The organism is Rickettsiales bacterium, from assembly GCA_025210695.1.
Classification (GTDB): Bacteria; Pseudomonadota; Alphaproteobacteria; order Rickettsiales; family CANDYO01; genus CANDYO01.
This window is the reverse complement of the sequence record JAOARE010000018.1, coordinates 89,743-106,218: the sequence shown is the minus strand read 5'-3', so window position 1 is coordinate 106,218 and position 16,476 is coordinate 89,743. Positions and strand designations below refer to the sequence as shown.

Genomic DNA, 16,476 nt, shown 5'->3' with positions numbered 1-16,476 from the left:
ATTTAAATATTAATGCGTAATATAGAGAATAGAGTTATACAAAATCCCCCTTACACCATAAATAATTAAATAGAATATCTTTGTAAAAGATTAATATCTGGGAGCACTTAACCAAGAAACTTAATCGCTCAAAAGCACTATATATAGTAGAATTTAAAAAAGTATACACAATATATATTATTTTACTGGACAGTTCACGAGTAAGAATTTACAATGGTTTTATGCCTATAATTTTATAACATGAGAAAACAATGACAAAATCTAACGCCAACAAAACAAAAAAAAATAATTCTGTAACAATAAATCCAAAAGCAGATGAGAATTTAACCTCTTTTGGGAAAGCTGTTTTAACTGATAGATATTTACTACCAGAAGAAACTTACCAAGACCTTTTCGCCAGAGTAGCAAATTACTATGGAGATGATCAAGACCACGCACAAAGAATTTACAATTACATTAGTAATTTATGGTTCATGCCTGCTACTCCTGTGTTAAGCAACGGTGGATCAAGCAGAGGCCTTCCTATCTCTTGCTTCTTAAATGAAGTAGAAGATAATTTAGAAGGAATTGTAGATATTTGGAATGAAAATGTCTGGCTGGCATCTAAGGGTGGAGGAATTGGAACTTATTGGGGAAATGTTCGCTCCATTGGAGAGAAAGTAAAAGGAAGTGGAAAAACTTCAGGGATAATTCCTTTCATAAAAGTACAAGATTCAATGACCCTAGCAATTTCTCAAGGAAGCCTAAGACGTGGAAGCGCAGCAATGTATCTCCCTATAAATCATCCTGAAATTGAAGAATTCATTGATCTTCGTCGCCCTACAGGCGGCGATCCAAATCGCAAGGCACTTAATATTCATCATGGGGTTTCAGTAAGCGACGCATTTATGAAAGCTGTTGAAAAAGATGAACACTGGGATTTAATAAGTCCTAAAGATGGAACGGTTATGTCAACCATGAAAGCTCGTGAATTGTGGATTAAACTACTCACCACTAGAATTGAAACAGGTGAGCCATATATTCTTTATATAGATAATGTGAACAACAAAATTCCTGATCACCATAAAGAGTTAGGCTTAAAAGTTAAAATGTCCAACCTATGTAGTGAAATTGTTCTTCCAACCGGAAAAGACCACTTAGGAAATTCACGCACAGCTGTATGCTGCTTATCTTCACTAAACCTAGAGAAATATGATCAATGGAGTATAGACCCACAATTTATAACTGATGTAATGCGTTTTATTGATAACGTATTAGAAGATTTTATACAAAAAGCACCAGATTCTATGGCTAAAGCAAAATATGCTGCAATGCGTGAACGCAGCGTGGGCCTAGGAACCATGGGATTCCATTCATTCTTACAATCTAAAATGATTCCTATAGAGTCGGTAGTTGCTAAAGTTTGGAACAAAAAAATATTCAAACATATCTCTGATGGAGTGAAAGAGGCTTCAAAAATATTAGCAGAAGAGAAAGGTCCCTGCCCTGACGCCAAAGAATGTGGCGTTATGGAAAGATTCACTAACAAAACTGCAATTGCTCCAACCGCATCCATTTCTGTTATATGTGGGAACTCATCCCCTGGAATAGAACCATATGCAGCGAATAGCTTCACTCAAAAAACTCTATCTGGTTCATTTAATGTTCGTAATAAACATTTAACTAGACTGCTTGAAGAAAAAGGAAGGAATAATGAACAAACATGGTCCTCCATTTCCACACATGAAGGATCTGTAGAGCAATTAGATTTTCTAAACCAAGCAGAAAAAGATGTATTTAAAACAGCCCCAGAAATAGACCAACGCTGGTTAATTGAATTTGCCGCAGATCGCACAGACTTCATTGATCAGGCTCAATCATTAAACTTATTCTTACCTGGGAACATAAGCAAAAAAGATTTACATAACATTCATTATTCAACCTGGAAACAGGGAGTTAAGAGCCTTTATTACTGTAGATCTACCTCTATTCAGAGAGCCGACAAAGTATCTCATCAAGTTGAGACCACTGTCTATGACTTTAATAAACCCATAGATAATTCTGTAAACAACAAAACAGCAGATGAGAATAAATACGACGAGTGCTTGTCCTGTCAATAATACTATAATGTCCTCTGGGGGTGATTCCTACCCCCATCTTTTATTATTTCACTCCTTTTAAAAAGAAAGACATTAACCATTTCTTAACAATCACTCTGTAGCATAATAGTTACATAAGAAATAAAGTTAATAATTCCTAAAAGAATATTAGCTAAATAGTATGATTACTCAAAGATTAAGAAAAAACTAATACCAACAACTAAAAAAGGAGTAAAATCATGAAACAAGTGAATGCAACAGCAGAGCAATTAGAAGAATTTGTAAAAGATCATGCAAACGACTTTGAAAAGGCAAAAGATGCTTTTTCTCAGAAAAACTGGCAAGCATTCTGCAAAGAAATGCAACCTGTCCTTAAAAAAGCTGAAGAGCTTGGCATGACAACAAAAGGAACTGCAGAAAAAATATATAATGAAGCCAAAAAAGAAACAGATGGCTTCTATATTAGAGCCTCCCATTTTGCTGCAGATGCCACAAAGTCATTTTCGGATAAGGCCCAAAAAATGGCTAAAAATTGTAGCACTAAAGCAAAAGAATTCTTTTCATCTTTAAAAACCTTTGCAATGACGGTATATAAAGAAACAAAAAAATTGGTGCAAAACCTTACCCATGAAGCCCACAAGCAAGGAAAAAGCTTTGTTGAAAAAATTCAAGATGCTGGAAAAGATCTATTTACAAATATCCGTAAAAGAACTTAAATATATTGTGGGGGTGTTGCCCCCTCCTGCTAAATAACTTAAGGAAAGGACAAAATAAATGAAAAAAACAAATACATTAAAAGATAAATTAGAATCCTTTGTGAAAGATCATGCAGATGATTTAAAAAAAGCAAAAAAAGCCTTTTCCCAAAAGAACTGGGAAAATTTTTGTAAAACAATGCATCCTCTTCTTAAAAAAGCCGAAGATCTAGGTTTGCTAGCTAAAGAAAATGCAGAAATTCTCTATAACAAAACAAAACAAGGAACAGCAGATTTTTATGTAAAAGCATCTCATTTTGCTAAAGATGCCAAAAAACTATACACAGACAATGCTGATGTAATTGAAAAAACATGTAATGATAAAGCAAAAGAATTCTTTGCAGACTTAAAAGAAATTTCAACAGATGTGTTTGAAGACACAAAAATTATGGCACAAGAGATAAGTGATGAAGCTCACAAACATGGAAAACCTTTTCTTAAAAAGATAAAAAACAAATTAAAAAACATATTAAATAGATTATGCAAAAAACTATAATATAGCTTAGACAAAAAACTTCAAGGATCCAGCACTCTTCACTCTAAAAAGCTGTGAAAGCTGGATTCTTAAAAACTAGAATATAGTTTATACCATATCCAGAGCATGTTTATAAAGGTCTATAATCTCTTCTTGCTCAATTAATTTTGCTGTATCCACTTTACGCATACGAACAATTTGCTTTAAGGCCTTAGTATCAAACCCTTGAGCTTTAGCTTCAGCATATACTTCTTTTATATCTTCAAGAAGTACCTTCTTATCTTCCTCTAAGCGCTCGACCCTAGCCATAAATTGTTTTAAATAATCTTTTGAGCTGTTATCTATTACATTAGTCATGTTTTTTCCTTAAAAAATTACTTTGCAAATATTTATCTCAGATAATGAGACGATTTTCAAGAGGATTAATATTAACTTGAAGAAGAAAATAAAAAAGGATAAAATCATTGAAAATAAAACTTACCCTACAAAACCAAAGGAGCCATATGTCTACAAGTATCATAATTCTTGCCGCTGGGCAAAGCACTCGCATGAACTCTAAATTACCAAAAGTTTTACATCCAATAGCTGAGCGCCCTGCTTTAGGGTATATTTTAGACACCGCCACCAGCTCAAATCCCAATCAAATTATTTTAGTTACTTCTCCTGATATGGATGAAGTTAGGGCTTTTGCAGATAATGAATGTAGCGGTATTGCTCATGTAATCCAAGAAAAACCTTTAGGAACAGCTAATGCTGTTAAACATGCCCTTCCGCATCTTGATTCCAATGGAGAAACAATTATTTTATATGGAGACACTCCTTTTGTTACCTCAAAAACCTTAAGTGCGCTTAAAAATAAAATTACATCTGCCGCAATTGTTGCTTTTCATTGTTACACAGAGAATAGATATGGACGATTGGTCACCTATGAAGATGACCTATTAGAAATAGTAGAATATAACGATGCAACACCTGAAGAAAAGTCAGTAACCCTGTGCAATTCAGGTATTTATTCAATAAAGAATGAGCATCTGCACAAGTTCATCCCTCTTATTAAAAATTCCAATTCTAAAAAGGAATTTTATTTGACAGACATTGTAAAACTGATATCTCAAAAAGATATAACTTGCTCAATTATAGAAACAAGCGAAAAAGAAGTTATGGGTTTTAATACCAGAGAAGACTTAAGCAAAGCTCAGGATATTATGCAAGAGAACATAAAATCACTCCTTATGAACCAAGGAGTTAGCATTATTAATCCAAAGAGTTCATATATTGCTTACGACTTTCAGGCTGGCAAAGATGTTACCATATATCCTAATGTATTTATCGGCAGAAATGTATCTATTGGTGACAATGTTCAAATACGTTCATTTAGCCATTTAGAAGGAGTAAAAATTGGACATAACAGCTCTATAGGACCATTTGCTCGCATTCGCCCAAAAACAGAAATTGCATCTGATACACGCATTGGCAATTTTGTTGAAATCAAAAACAGCCAGATAAATAACAATAGCAAAGTAAACCACTTAAGCTATATTGGAGATAGTGAAATAGGTCAAAACTGTAATATTGGCGCTGGCACCATCACCTGTAACTTTGATGGAATAAAAACAAAATCAAAAACTACTATAGGCGACCAAGTTTGTATTGGCTCTAACAGCGCTCTTATTGCACCTATTACCATTAATAACGGAGCATTCATCGCTGCTGGAAGCGTTGTAACTGAAGATGTTGCAGAAGATGAATTATGTATAGCAAGAGCTAAACAAACTGCTATAAAAAAATGGCGCAAATAATTTACGAGACAAAAAATAGGTAAATATTATAAAAGAAGAAAAAAAGAAAAAAAAAACTGTAAGTTTTGCTGAAAAAGATAATGTTATTATATATAACACTGAAAAAAAAATGATGCATTATCCAAACCCTGGAAATATGCATCATGAAGATAAATCTAAAAAAGCTATTATTTTTGATGAAGAAATAGCGTTAGAAAATTTTATGACTAACTTTGTTAAAGAGTCGTCCATAAATTACGCAAATTCATATATAAATTCATCAGCAAAATCAGATAAAACTCAAGAATTCACAGAGATTTTAAATAGAGAATTTAATAAACTTCCAAAAGGCAAAATTTATATAGAGCCTTTTCGTAAGCAAATAGAAGAAAATATGGGTGAATATATAAAAGAAATGGAAAAAAATCTGATTCCTAAAATTAATCAAACTGCCAAGCAAATAAAAAAAAGATCGCAATCACAAAATTCCCAAAAAGAAGTACTTTCCACTATAAGCAACAAAATTCGTAATGATAACAAAGTTTACAAATCCAAATCCGCTTCTTTTTATAAAAAGCTATCACAATTATGTACAAAATTTGGACTGAGTATAAGCTCAGAGTTCTATATGAACAAAAGCCAAGAAATAAAACTAGAGGTTATGAGAACAAAACTATCATTAAATAAAGCATGCGCCTTAGGACCTGCAACGCACTCTTCTGGAAGAAAAAAACAAAATGAAGTGCGTCAACGATAAATAAAGGATTGCAATAGAGAGTTAGATAATTCTTTCTCCTGCTCTTATACTTCTTAATTTCACTGCTGCATCATGATCTAAAATTCTTGTTTCAAAAACTTCTCTTTGATTAAGTAACAGATTTCTAAATTCATCATCTATTCCATCTATTCTATATGTCTTATGTAGCAATCCTGTTACTTCAAAAAGGGCAGCTCTTTTACTATCTTCATCAGAAGTTTTTTCAATATTTTTAATTGCTCTTTTATATTCACTTTGAAATTCTTGTAGAGAAAAATTTCCCTTGCCTCTTCGATGAACAATTTTTTCTGTGTATTCCTGCAGTTCCGCTTCAAACCTCGTATCATTGCTTTGTAAATCAATTACCCTTACAGCATTTATATCACCGCCTCTTGCTGCATCTATTAGCGGAGCAAGTAATTTTGCCTTACCAACTGGTGATATAACTTCTTCAAGTTTTAATACAGTATCATATAATTTCTGATAACTGGCTAAATCTGGAGAATCTTGAACCTTTTTTAGATTTTTTGAATACTCCATAGCTATATCAGGATATTCTTCACGTAATTGCTCAAGATTTTTATAATTACATTTTATCTTAGACATGATCATACTACCTTAACAAGGGATTATAATCATGAGTATAATAAAAACATAGTTAACAAAAGATTAATTTTCTACAAAATTATTTATTCTTAAGTTATAAAAACAACCGAATAATAAATTTAGAACCTCAACAATTCATTTATTGAAGTTTTACTTCTGGTTTTTTTATCCACTTGTTTAACAATAATTGCAGCATATAATGAATGACTACCATCTTTGGAAGGAATACTTCCAGGAACCACCACTGAATATGCTGGAATTTTTCCATAAGTTATTTCTTTAGTTTCCCTATTATAAATTCTAGTAGATTGACCTAAGAAAACTCCCATAGAAAGCACAGAGCCTTCTTCAACAATAACACCTTCAGCCACTTCACTTCTGGCACCAATAAAACAATTGTCTTCAATTATTGTTGGATTAGCTTGCAAAGGCTCTAGCACTCCCCCTATTCCAGCTCCTCCAGAAATATGACAGTTTTTACCAATTTGTGCACAACAGCCAATTGTTGCCCAAGTATCAATCAAAGTTCCATCATCAACATAAGCTCCAAGATTAACAAAGCTTGGCATTAGTACTGTGTTTTTACCAATATATGCCGCTTTTCTAACTATGCTTCCAGGAACAGCACGGATGCCATATTGGGTAAATTCTTCAATTGTCCAATCAGTAAACTTTAAATCAACCTTATCATGATAATTAAAAGGTTCATGCTCCATAATTCTTGAGTTATTTAATTTAAAAGACAATAGAACAGCTTTTTTAAATGCCTGATTCACAACCCAATTAGCGCCATGTTTTTCAGCAATTCTAATTTCGCCTCTATCTAATTGGTTAATAACTTGATCAACGGCATCCTTAGCGAAATTTATCTCACTTTCGCGCTTATCCCATGCTTTGTTGATTACTTTTATTATCTTATCTTCAATCATTTTAATTCCTTATAAAAATACTTTTTAACAACTAATGTTATCATAGCTAAAACAGCCAATATGGATGCCACTGCAAAAGCCGCTACATAATTATATTCATTATATAATATTTCTACTTGTATTGGAATAGTAGTTGTTTCTCCTCTAATATGCCCTGAAACAACAGAAACTGCACCAAATTCACCAAAAGCCCTGGAAAGAGAAAGCAACAGCCCATATAAAATTCCCCATTTTATATTGGGAAGAGTTATGTAAATAAAAGCTTTAAAACCACTTGAACCAAGGGAAATGGCAGCTTCCTCTTGCTCATTTCCTTGTTCAAGCATAATTGGAATCAATTCACGAGCCATAAACGGAAGAGTAATAAATAAGGTGGTAATAACAATAGCTGGAACAGCAAAAACAATTTGAACACCATGTTTATAAAGCCATCCCCCTATTAAGGAGTCAATTCCAAAAATAGACAAAAACATAAAACCTGATATAACCGGAGAAATAGACAGAGGCAAATCAATTAAAGCCATCAAGAAAGATTTCCCAGGAAAATCAAATTTAGCCAAACACCAAGAAGCAGTTACTCCAAAAACTAAATTAATTGGCACTGCAATAGATACCACCAATATAGATAATCTAATTGCTTCCATCACTTCTTCATTATTTAGAGAGTTTAAATATTCAGATATTCCTTTAGAAAAAGCTGTAACAAATACTGTTATTATTGGAAAAACAAAAGCAATCATTACCAATAAAATAGTGCCAATAATAAAAAAAGTTTCAGCAATAGCATTATTAGCATATCTCATGGCGACACCTCTTAGTCACAAGGTTAATACCCCATAATATAGAAAAAGCCATAATCATCATAACAGCTGCAATTGCGGTTGCTTGATTATAATCAAATTGTTCAATCTTACTATATATCAATAAGGATATAATCTCCGACTCTTTAGGAATATTGCTAGCAATAAAAATTATCGCTCCATATTCACTTAACCCTCTGGCAAAAGATAGACTAAATGCCGAGAAAATGGACGGTAGAAAATTAGGTAAATATATTTTACAAAAAACCTTCCAAGGACTGGCCCCTAAGCTATAAGCTGCTGCCTCAATATCTTCATCAATTTCTCTTACAACCGGTTCAATAGTACGAATCGCCAATGGAAGACCTACAAATATTAGAGCCACTATAATTCCAAGATTTGTAAATATAACTTCAATTCCAAGATTTGCTAGAAATTTACCAAACCAAGATTCGCTGTCGTAAAGATTGGCTAAACTTAATCCTGCAATAGCTGTTGGCAAAGCTAGAGGAAGATCAATAAATGCATCGATAATAGGCTTACCACGAAAATTATATCTAACCATACTCCAAGCAATTATTAGCCCCATCAACACATTTATAAGACTAGCAATAAAAGCAGAGGCAATTGTTAATTGATATGCAGCAATAACCCTATCATTAAAAACAGATACAAAAAACTGCTCCCAACTTAAATGTATTGACTGGTAAAATAAATGCGATATTGGAAGAACAACTAATAACAGCAAATAAAACAATGTATAAGCAAGCGATATTTTAAAAAATGGCAGAATACTATATTTCTTATATAACATATATCTTCATAAGATTGTCATTAGAATGCTCTTTATCATAGTAAAATTAGACTATATATTCTATAGATATTTTGACAAAACCTACCTAAGAACCAAAAATTATCAAAAACACAATAAAATATTCAAATATTGAAAATTTTCTTTGCATTTTATAGATATTTTGTATATGTTGTTTGAAAATTAAACATTACAATATTTAAAAGGGACCAAAATGTCTAATCTATTACAGAAATTTGAAGCAGAGCAAGTATCAAAGCTTATCGAAGGCAAAAAATATGATAAATTCTCTGCTGGAGATACAGTAAGAGTAAATGTAAAAATCGTCGAAGGCACAACTGAAAGAATTCAAGCTTTTGAAGGTGTTTGCATTGCTATTCGTAATAGAGGGTTGCATTCTTCATTTGTTGTAAGAAAAATAAGCCATGACCAAGGTGTTGAGCGCCGCTTCCCTCTTTACTCTCCAAGAATTGATAGCATAGTCACTGTAAAACGCGGTATCGTAAGAAGAGCTAAATTATACTATATGCGTGGATTAAGAGGTAAAGCTGCTAGAATCAAAGAAAAATTCTTCCATAACACCAAAAAAGAGAAATAACTACTTATTCATTATAGCCCATAAATTCGAATCATCATTTATGGGCTATATTTTTGTCTGCCCTTCTTCATAAAAAACAACAAACAAAACCAATAATTACAACTTATTTAAAAAGTTTGCTTGTAACATGATTCAAAACATTATATATATTTACAAAAATACAAAAGGTTAAAATCACAGAATATTAATATATATTAACGTCCTATCTTTGGAGAATCAATGATAAATTGTAATGATGAGAACAACATAGAATCCTTTATTGGTAGACAGATTCGTAAACGAAGACATATTCTTGGCATGAGTCAATCTGATTTAGCTAGTAAAGTTGGCGTAACATTTCAACAAATTCAAAAGTATGAAAAAGGCACCAATAAAATTATGGCAAGCAGACTCTATGAACTTTCTAAAATTATGAATGTACACCTTAATTATTTTTTTGAAGAATATAAAAATAAAGAAGACACTACAAATTTTTCATTAAACGAAGAGCAGTCAGAGTTTATATATAAACTTCCTAATTCTTCTCCAGCTTCTCCAGGACAAGATGCTCTAAAATTAGTTAAAGTTTATAATAAAATCCCTAATGACAAGAGCAAGAAAAAGCTATTAGGCTTCTTAAAATCACTTACTGAAGATAACGAATAGAAAAATTGCTTTTTATATAAAAAAGGACTGGAAACTTTAAAAATAATCTGTTATACATCTCTGGTATTGATTTTTACACCACTAATTCCCCGGTAGCTCAGTGGTAGAGCAAGCGGCTGTTAACCGCTCGGTCGCTGGTTCGAGTCCGGCCCGGGGAGCCAACATTTCTTTCTTATACACCTCAAGCAATTGATGATCTTCTTCCTTCAACTCTTTTGGACGATCAGTGCTTTCTTTGCTCTCATGTATTAAACGCTCCACGTCAGTTAATTTAAGAAAGCTGTCTACAAGCTTCACTAAAGCTGCCACTGATTGAGGCTCTAAAATCTCTTGATCTAAACGAGATGAGATACTCTTCTCTAATTTATTGCTTAGATTATAAATATTCCCCCTCATAGCATTGATATCCTCTTCAGGACTTCTAAGAAAACTTAAAACCTCTTCCTTGGAAGGAGCTTCGTGAACCAACATTCTATTATGTGGATTTACTTCGCGCACGGCGCATAGCCGCCTTAACTGATAAAAACCAGAAGATTTATTATAATTCATATTATTTACTTATATTATTTATTAGATTGAAAATATTTAGATGCGATGACCTTATTAGGCCTTTTGATCTAATTCATCATTCTTTTAATGGAAAGTTTTAGTCTCATAGTCATATTATTTTAAAATTACAACCTTTTCCCCCTGTCATTGAAAAACGATAGTTTTCTGAGAATCCAAATCTAATTCTCTAACACAGTAAAGATTGTAGTAGAAACTCCCCCCGTGTCCCAAGGGCAACAGAATTGTATTGTTTTTATTCTTGGAAATACTCCGAAGAATTCATCTCTTTTTTAAGAGCTTTGTTCTTAGATCTGGCATTATCTCTCACTTCTTCTTCTAAAGAATCAGATTTTCTTTCAAAGCTATTTAGAAGTTTCTTTCTCTGAGATTCTGAAGTTATAGCATCAAACAAAGCTCCAGAAGTTGTGTCCAACACCTCATAGCTTTTAGCATCTTTTAACCATTCTGGGGTATTTTTATGATCAACTGCATGCATAACCATATATACAGACCAGAAAACTGCAGCAGCAATCAAGAAACCTCTTAAAATCCCAAAAAATGAACCAATACATTTATCTGCTGCACTTCCAACAAACTGCGAGGTTAGTTTAATAATTTTCGTACCTAAAACGGAAATAGCGACCACTAGACCTATGTAAACACCCACAGAAGCAACAAACCCACAAATAAAAGCACTCGGTATATATTCTCCTAGCAACTCATTCACATAGCTATAGCTTTCAAGGGTAATAATAGCAGAACCAACCCAAGCAAAAAAATCTATAAAGCTTTCAATAAATCCTTTTTTAAAACCAAAATATGTTGAAGCTACAATAATCAATAAGATAATATAATCAAAGTTTCTAAGTTCTGAAAGTTCCATATTTTTTTACTTCTGTTATATGTTGTTTAATAGTATATTAGGGGTAATTTATATATTTTAAAAGAAAATAATGAAAAAGCCAATTATTATAGGGGCTAATTTAACAGGACTATCCACTGCCTTAGCTCTAAGCAGCTTAAATTGCTCTAGTATCTTGGTAGATAAGAGAAACCTAAGTATTCCTTGTAAAAAGGATGGTAGAGCTATTGCATTATCTTATGGATCAAAGCAAATTTTAGAAGAAATAGCTGTGTGGAAAGAATTGTCTCCTTATGCTGGGCCTATTAATGAAATTAGAGTCACCGAACAATATTCTCCCCTCTTCCTCCATTTTGATAATAATGACACTTTAGGACACTTAGTAGAAAGCGATAACATACAAAAAGTTATGTATAGCATAGCTAGTAAAGATCCAAATATTACCATATTGGACAACACAACCTATGAATTAATCGATAATGATCACGATCAAGCAATAGTAAAAATAAATGAAGAAGAATACATAACACCTCTTCTAATTGCTGCAGATGGAAAATTCTCCAATCTGAGGAAACTATGTAATATCAAACATTTCTCACATGACTATAATCAAAAAGCTATAGTATGCAAAGTTCAGCACGAGAAATCTCATAATAATATCGCTCAAGAAATTTTCTTACCTCATGGTCCTTTTGCTATTTTGCCTCTAAGAAACCAAAATCAATCCGGTATTGTTTGGACCGAAACTCATCAAACGGCAGATGCCCTTATGGATATGAAGAAAGATAAATTCAATTACTTCTTAAGAGAAAAATTCACAGATTATTTAGGAAAAGTAGAGTTAATCGGAGAGACAATATCTTACCCGCTAATATTAATTTTAGCAGAGAGATATTATCATAATCGTGTAATGTTAATCGGAGATTCAGCCCATTCTGTGCATCCAATAGCAGGACAAGGTTTTAATCTTGCCATGCGTGATATAGAGTCGCTTATTAAACTATATAGCAAATATGAAAATCTTGGATTGGATTTTGGCTGCTATCAATCTCTAGAAGAATATCAATCTTTAAGAATGAAAGACAATATTAGCATGGCCGCTATAACTGATGGTCTTAATAAACTATTTTCTAATGATAATTCTTCAATTAGCATGCTTCGTAAAATAGGCTTAAGCGCAGTAAACCAAATCCCACCATTGAAGAAATTCTTTATGGAATATGCAATGGCTAAAAAACAAAATTATAAAAACTAGAGTATTTTTTTTATTAATAGATTGCATAAATCTTAACTTGATCTAAAATTAAAGCCGTAATTTATTCATTAAACGCAATTAATTTACATAACAATTATGACTGAAGATGATTTTCAAAAAACAATAGAACAAATAAAAAAAGATAGAAAAAAAATACTCACGGAGCAAAAATTGGCCTTAAAAGATATAATAGGAAATTTTCCTATTAGTAAGAATGAGAAAAACGAAATATTAAAAACCATCTATAGCGAAATAGATTCGCTTAATAAATCTGAATTAAAGCAATTTAAAGAAGAATACTTTCAAAAAGCAGAAGAAGCTGAAAGAAACTATGACGGAAGTAGATTGGAAGTGGAATTGAGCTTCCTAAGAGATGAAATGATCAATAGTCTTAGATCTAGTCAGAATAATTTTCATCAAGAAGTTACCTCTATAATGAATTATGAAGCTCCCCAATATTGCAACCTATATATGAATTTAATGGACACTCATTATCAAAACGCTTTTCCAAGCCTTATTCCTGAAGAATTTAAAGCTGAGCTTGCAGGAAGGCAGTGGCTTACAGAATTAGTTTTTTCATATTAGCTCTCTTTAGATAAAACACCCTTGACAAAATTGCATAATGCATTATCTTAAATTATTAACATTATTTAATTATTTGGGTTTTAATGGACTGTAATAATGAGCCACAAAAATTTGATAACACTTGCAAAGCTATATTTAATCTTAAAGATCATCTTAACAGCTGCATAAATATTGAACCCCAAACTTCCCTTTTAAATCAATTATTTCGCTTTAGTGAATATGGGACCTTGGGAGCAGAATATACATTAAAAGCTCTTAAAAATAGTTTTAAGAATAATGAATTGCTTGACTATGTTATACATCCTCAAAAGATGACTGAAGATGCTCAAAGATTACCTCAAGCAACAGAGAACAATTCTCAAAGCACAGCAAAAATTTTTCAAACCTTATGGATAACTTCAAAAGAAAATCCAGAGCCCATTAACCACCAATTAGAAAATTTTATAACTCAATCAAAAAAGTTAAATGAATATCAAATAGTCATCTGGACAAATATTGATCCTGATAGATTAAAAGAACAGAACCCTAAAGTAACAGAAGAAAATATACAAGTTTATAATATTGCTCACATAACTACCGAATATAAACAACTTCTAGATTTTATTCTTGATCCAAAAAACTATGTTGATAATGTAAGAAGTTTTAATGGCCTCATCATTGATTTAGCCAAAAACATCATCATGGAAAGTGTAGGTGGATTTATAGCAGATCTTAACTTTCAGTTTGACCCTAATTTCAAACAAAGCGGTATACAATCATATGACTTTATAGCCCATTATATGGGTTTTAATATCATTGAAAATGGATTTTTTATAGCAAAGCCTCATCACATAATTTTTAGAGAATTGCTAAATATTCAAGAAGAGATGCTATTTAGCACTGAATGTTCATTGCAAGAACTTAAAGCTATAAATAGTAATAAGGAAGGTATCTTCTCAATGATTCCGCTCATGATGGCTTATTTAAAATATAACAACCTAGAAGGAAATATAGATGCGCTCACACCGCATGATTTATGTTTTCAAGAGCACCATATAGCCAATATTAAAGCACATGAATCCATATATCATAAACTAGAAAGCAATGACCCTGCTGAAGTTAAAGAATATGCAATTAGTTTAGTCAATAATATTAATTATGGAATCTGTTTTAGCAGCATAATAGAAGAACCAATTGGCATAGATTATCAAAGTAGATCTTGGGAATTAGCTGAATTATAAGATTAACTCAACTTCTTCCTTGCTTAATATAATCAGAGAAATATTAACGCCAATAACAGCTAGTTATACCAATATCCTTAACTATATTCTTAAGATCATGACGGTTTGTTTTTTCTTGTTGCATAACTTTATCTATAAAATCATACATACTTTCTTTTGAATAAATTGACCTCTCTGTCAGATCTTGAAATTCTTGACTTATCATATATGTCCTTCAAATTTATCTGGAATAAAAATATAAAGCGCTACTAAACCTGTCATTATCATATAAGCATCTCTCTGTTCAATAACCTCATATTGATCCATCCAATAATCCAATCCCCCTAGAAACCAACTTTCAGAAAGCAATTCCTCATATTCCTCCATCAGTGAATCCTCTGAATTTGATTCTAATAGCTCTTCTAAAGTAAAAAGCAACCCATAATCATCCTGGTAAGTTACTGAACTCAAGGGAGCAGTTTCTACTGAATTATCTTGAGCCCTAACTAAATCATAACTCCTTCTTATATCATTATTTAAATCAATCAACCCATCATAATGCCTTCCGTCATAAGCAACATGATATTCTCTATGGTAATCTGCTCCCCCCCTAGGAGAAATAGAATAAGTATTGCTTCCATGATGGATAACAAACACTATTCTAATATAATCAGATAATGCTTGAATAACTGGATGATCAGCTTCTTCTCCTTCAACTCCTAGCCTATCTATATACCAATATAAATCTTCTCTAGTTTCAAAGAAGGGTATAAACTCATTTGGATTATACAGCATAAATTTTACGGCAGTACCCCTTAACCTTAAAGCAGCTTCATTTAAAGAATCAGAATCAAGATCATTAAAAATACTGCTAGCCAAAGCTGTAAAAAAACAATTTCCGTCTCTTGGAACTTCATGCAACTCATAACCTTGAGCTCGAACAGCCGCAACAATCGGTTCTCTAATCTCTGCATAATTATCCATAGATTGCTGAAAAATAGCCACAATCTCCCGATCACCTTCATCTATTTTACTAGCATTTATTTCAGCATAAATTTCCTCTTCTATTTCTTCACCAGCACCTCCCAACTCTTTTATCGTTAACAACATAGCTTCTTGTTGATCTGCACTTAAGACATCCTGATTATATAACTTAAGTAAACTTTTTATAAATATTGATGAAAGACTCACATTATAAAAACTATCTTCACATAAAAGAGTTTTTAAAGATTTATAGGATTTTAAAATCATCAAATATAAGCTTCTAGCCAATAAAGCTGGAGAATTAAATAATAAAAAACTATTAATATGATATCCTTCATATATAATAAGTTCTTTTCTCTCTAAAATATCAATCACTAAATTATTTGCTCTGCTACTTAAAGCTTGCTGAAGAATTGAATTACCAAGATAATTAACTGAGTTAACATCGGCTCCAAATTTTATTAAATATTTTGCTATAGCATGACGTTTCTTGATGAAAGCATAAGATAATGCCCCATAACTTATACTAATCTTTTTATGCGGTAAAATTTCATGAATTAGGTCTGGCCTCTCACTAAGCATTTCCTCCACAACTTTAAATTCATTTTCTTCTATAGCTTTAAAAAAATTATAAATTCTTTCTTCTTGAGCTTTTAAAATTTTATAAATTCTTTCTTCTTGCTCAGGGAGTATCAACTGTCTTTTCATAACTATATTACTTTTAATAAAAAATTAATAATATTAACTACAAAAAATATCATTAAAACGCAAATAATTTCTACTAAATAATCTATATAAACTATTTATTAA

Annotated in this window: 18 protein-coding genes and 1 tRNA gene; 11 read left to right on the top strand and 8 right to left on the bottom strand. The window is 32.0% G+C overall.

The features are described 5' to 3' along the window. Nucleotides 1–251 precede the first annotated feature (251 nt). From N4A31_03075 to N4A31_03065, 3 genes are all read left to right on the top strand, one after another. The gene (locus tag N4A31_03075; protein MCT4635215.1) at nucleotides 252–2,099 is read left to right on the top strand and encodes a ribonucleoside-diphosphate reductase subunit alpha; all 1,848 of its coding nucleotides are present in this window, start codon (nucleotides 252–254) and stop codon (nucleotides 2,097–2,099) included. Nucleotides 2,100–2,317: 218 nt separating this feature from the next. Next, the gene (locus N4A31_03070; protein ID MCT4635214.1) at nucleotides 2,318–2,794 is read left to right on the top strand and encodes a hypothetical protein; all 477 of its coding nucleotides are present in this window, start codon (nucleotides 2,318–2,320) and stop codon (nucleotides 2,792–2,794) included. Between the two features lie 58 nt (nucleotides 2,795–2,852). Beyond that, complete coding sequence (locus tag N4A31_03065) at nucleotides 2,853–3,329, top strand: hypothetical protein (protein MCT4635213.1); 477 nt, start codon at nucleotides 2,853–2,855, stop codon at nucleotides 3,327–3,329. A gap of 87 nt (nucleotides 3,330–3,416) precedes the next feature. Here N4A31_03065 and N4A31_03060 read toward each other — a convergent pair whose 3' ends face one another. Beyond that, nucleotides 3,417–3,665, bottom strand: a complete 249-nt coding sequence (locus N4A31_03060; protein MCT4635212.1) for a DUF2312 domain-containing protein — start codon at nucleotides 3,663–3,665, stop codon at nucleotides 3,417–3,419. A gap of 146 nt (nucleotides 3,666–3,811) precedes the next feature. Here N4A31_03060 and glmU point away from each other — a divergent pair, with 146 nt between their 5' ends. Beyond that, nucleotides 3,812–5,107 carry a bifunctional UDP-N-acetylglucosamine diphosphorylase/glucosamine-1-phosphate N-acetyltransferase GlmU gene (gene glmU / locus N4A31_03055; protein MCT4635211.1) on the top strand — a complete coding sequence of 432 codons (1,296 nt, stop codon included), beginning with the start codon at nucleotides 3,812–3,814 and terminating at the stop codon, nucleotides 5,105–5,107. Nucleotides 5,108–5,216: 109 nt separating this feature from the next. After that, nucleotides 5,217–5,843: a hypothetical protein gene (locus N4A31_03050; protein MCT4635210.1), complete on the top strand. Its 627-nt coding sequence runs from the start codon at nucleotides 5,217–5,219 to the stop codon at nucleotides 5,841–5,843. Between the two features lie 21 nt (nucleotides 5,844–5,864). Here N4A31_03050 and N4A31_03045 read toward each other — a convergent pair whose 3' ends face one another. The 4 genes from N4A31_03045 to cysT form a co-directional block, all read right to left on the bottom strand. Further along, nucleotides 5,865–6,449: a hypothetical protein gene (locus tag N4A31_03045; GenBank protein ID MCT4635209.1), complete on the bottom strand. Its 585-nt coding sequence runs from the start codon at nucleotides 6,447–6,449 to the stop codon at nucleotides 5,865–5,867. A 119-nt stretch (nucleotides 6,450–6,568) separates the two neighbouring features. Next, on the bottom strand, nucleotides 6,569–7,378 hold the full coding sequence (gene dapD, locus N4A31_03040) for a 2,3,4,5-tetrahydropyridine-2,6-dicarboxylate N-succinyltransferase (GenBank protein MCT4635208.1): 810 nt from the start codon (nucleotides 7,376–7,378) through the stop codon (nucleotides 6,569–6,571). Further along, nucleotides 7,375–8,181 (bottom strand): sulfate ABC transporter permease subunit CysW, encoded by an 807-nt coding sequence (gene cysW, locus N4A31_03035; GenBank protein ID MCT4635207.1) that lies wholly within the window; start codon nucleotides 8,179–8,181, stop codon nucleotides 7,375–7,377. The genes dapD and cysW overlap by 4 nt, the downstream gene beginning before the upstream one ends. Beyond that, complete coding sequence (gene cysT, locus N4A31_03030; GenBank protein MCT4635206.1) at nucleotides 8,168–8,992, bottom strand: sulfate ABC transporter permease subunit CysT; 825 nt, start codon at nucleotides 8,990–8,992, stop codon at nucleotides 8,168–8,170. The genes cysW and cysT overlap by 14 nt, the downstream gene beginning before the upstream one ends. Nucleotides 8,993–9,203: 211 nt before the next feature. Here cysT and rplS point away from each other — a divergent pair, with 211 nt between their 5' ends. From rplS to N4A31_03015, 3 genes are all read left to right on the top strand, one after another. Next, on the top strand, nucleotides 9,204–9,587 hold the full coding sequence (rplS, locus tag N4A31_03025) for a 50S ribosomal protein L19 (GenBank protein MCT4635205.1): 384 nt from the start codon (nucleotides 9,204–9,206) through the stop codon (nucleotides 9,585–9,587). A 219-nt stretch (nucleotides 9,588–9,806) separates the two neighbouring features. Then, nucleotides 9,807–10,232 (top strand): helix-turn-helix domain-containing protein, encoded by a 426-nt coding sequence (locus N4A31_03020; GenBank protein ID MCT4635204.1) that lies wholly within the window; start codon nucleotides 9,807–9,809, stop codon nucleotides 10,230–10,232. A gap of 86 nt (nucleotides 10,233–10,318) precedes the next feature. Then, a tRNA-Asn gene (locus tag N4A31_03015) sits at nucleotides 10,319–10,393 on the top strand. Nucleotides 10,394–11,034: 641 nt separating this feature from the next. On the opposite strand, the gene N4A31_03010 is transcribed toward N4A31_03015, so the two are convergent. After that, nucleotides 11,035–11,664, bottom strand: coding sequence for a CvpA family protein (locus tag N4A31_03010; protein ID MCT4635203.1), 630 nt, complete (start codon nucleotides 11,662–11,664; stop codon nucleotides 11,035–11,037). A 70-nt stretch (nucleotides 11,665–11,734) separates the two neighbouring features. Between N4A31_03010 and N4A31_03005 the strand changes: the two genes are divergently transcribed. The 3 genes from N4A31_03005 to N4A31_02995 all read left to right on the top strand — a co-directional run bounded on the left by N4A31_03005 (nucleotide 11,735) and on the right by N4A31_02995 (nucleotide 14,703). After that, nucleotides 11,735–12,898, top strand: a complete 1,164-nt coding sequence (locus N4A31_03005; GenBank protein ID MCT4635202.1) for a UbiH/UbiF/VisC/COQ6 family ubiquinone biosynthesis hydroxylase — start codon at nucleotides 11,735–11,737, stop codon at nucleotides 12,896–12,898. 96 nt (nucleotides 12,899–12,994) lie between these two features. Next, nucleotides 12,995–13,483, top strand: coding sequence for a hypothetical protein (locus N4A31_03000; GenBank protein MCT4635201.1), 489 nt, complete (start codon nucleotides 12,995–12,997; stop codon nucleotides 13,481–13,483). Nucleotides 13,484–13,566: 83 nt separating this feature from the next. Beyond that, nucleotides 13,567–14,703 (top strand): hypothetical protein, encoded by a 1,137-nt coding sequence (locus N4A31_02995; GenBank protein MCT4635200.1) that lies wholly within the window; start codon nucleotides 13,567–13,569, stop codon nucleotides 14,701–14,703. A 43-nt stretch (nucleotides 14,704–14,746) separates the two neighbouring features. Here the strand turns inward: N4A31_02995 and N4A31_02990 are convergent, their stop codons facing one another. Next, nucleotides 14,747–14,908, bottom strand: coding sequence for a hypothetical protein (locus tag N4A31_02990; GenBank protein ID MCT4635199.1), 162 nt, complete (start codon nucleotides 14,906–14,908; stop codon nucleotides 14,747–14,749). Next, nucleotides 14,905–16,374 carry an ankyrin repeat domain-containing protein gene (locus N4A31_02985; GenBank protein MCT4635198.1) on the bottom strand — a complete coding sequence of 490 codons (1,470 nt, stop codon included), beginning with the start codon at nucleotides 16,372–16,374 and terminating at the stop codon, nucleotides 14,905–14,907. The genes N4A31_02990 and N4A31_02985 overlap by 4 nt, the downstream gene beginning before the upstream one ends. Nucleotides 16,375–16,476 lie beyond the last annotated feature (102 nt).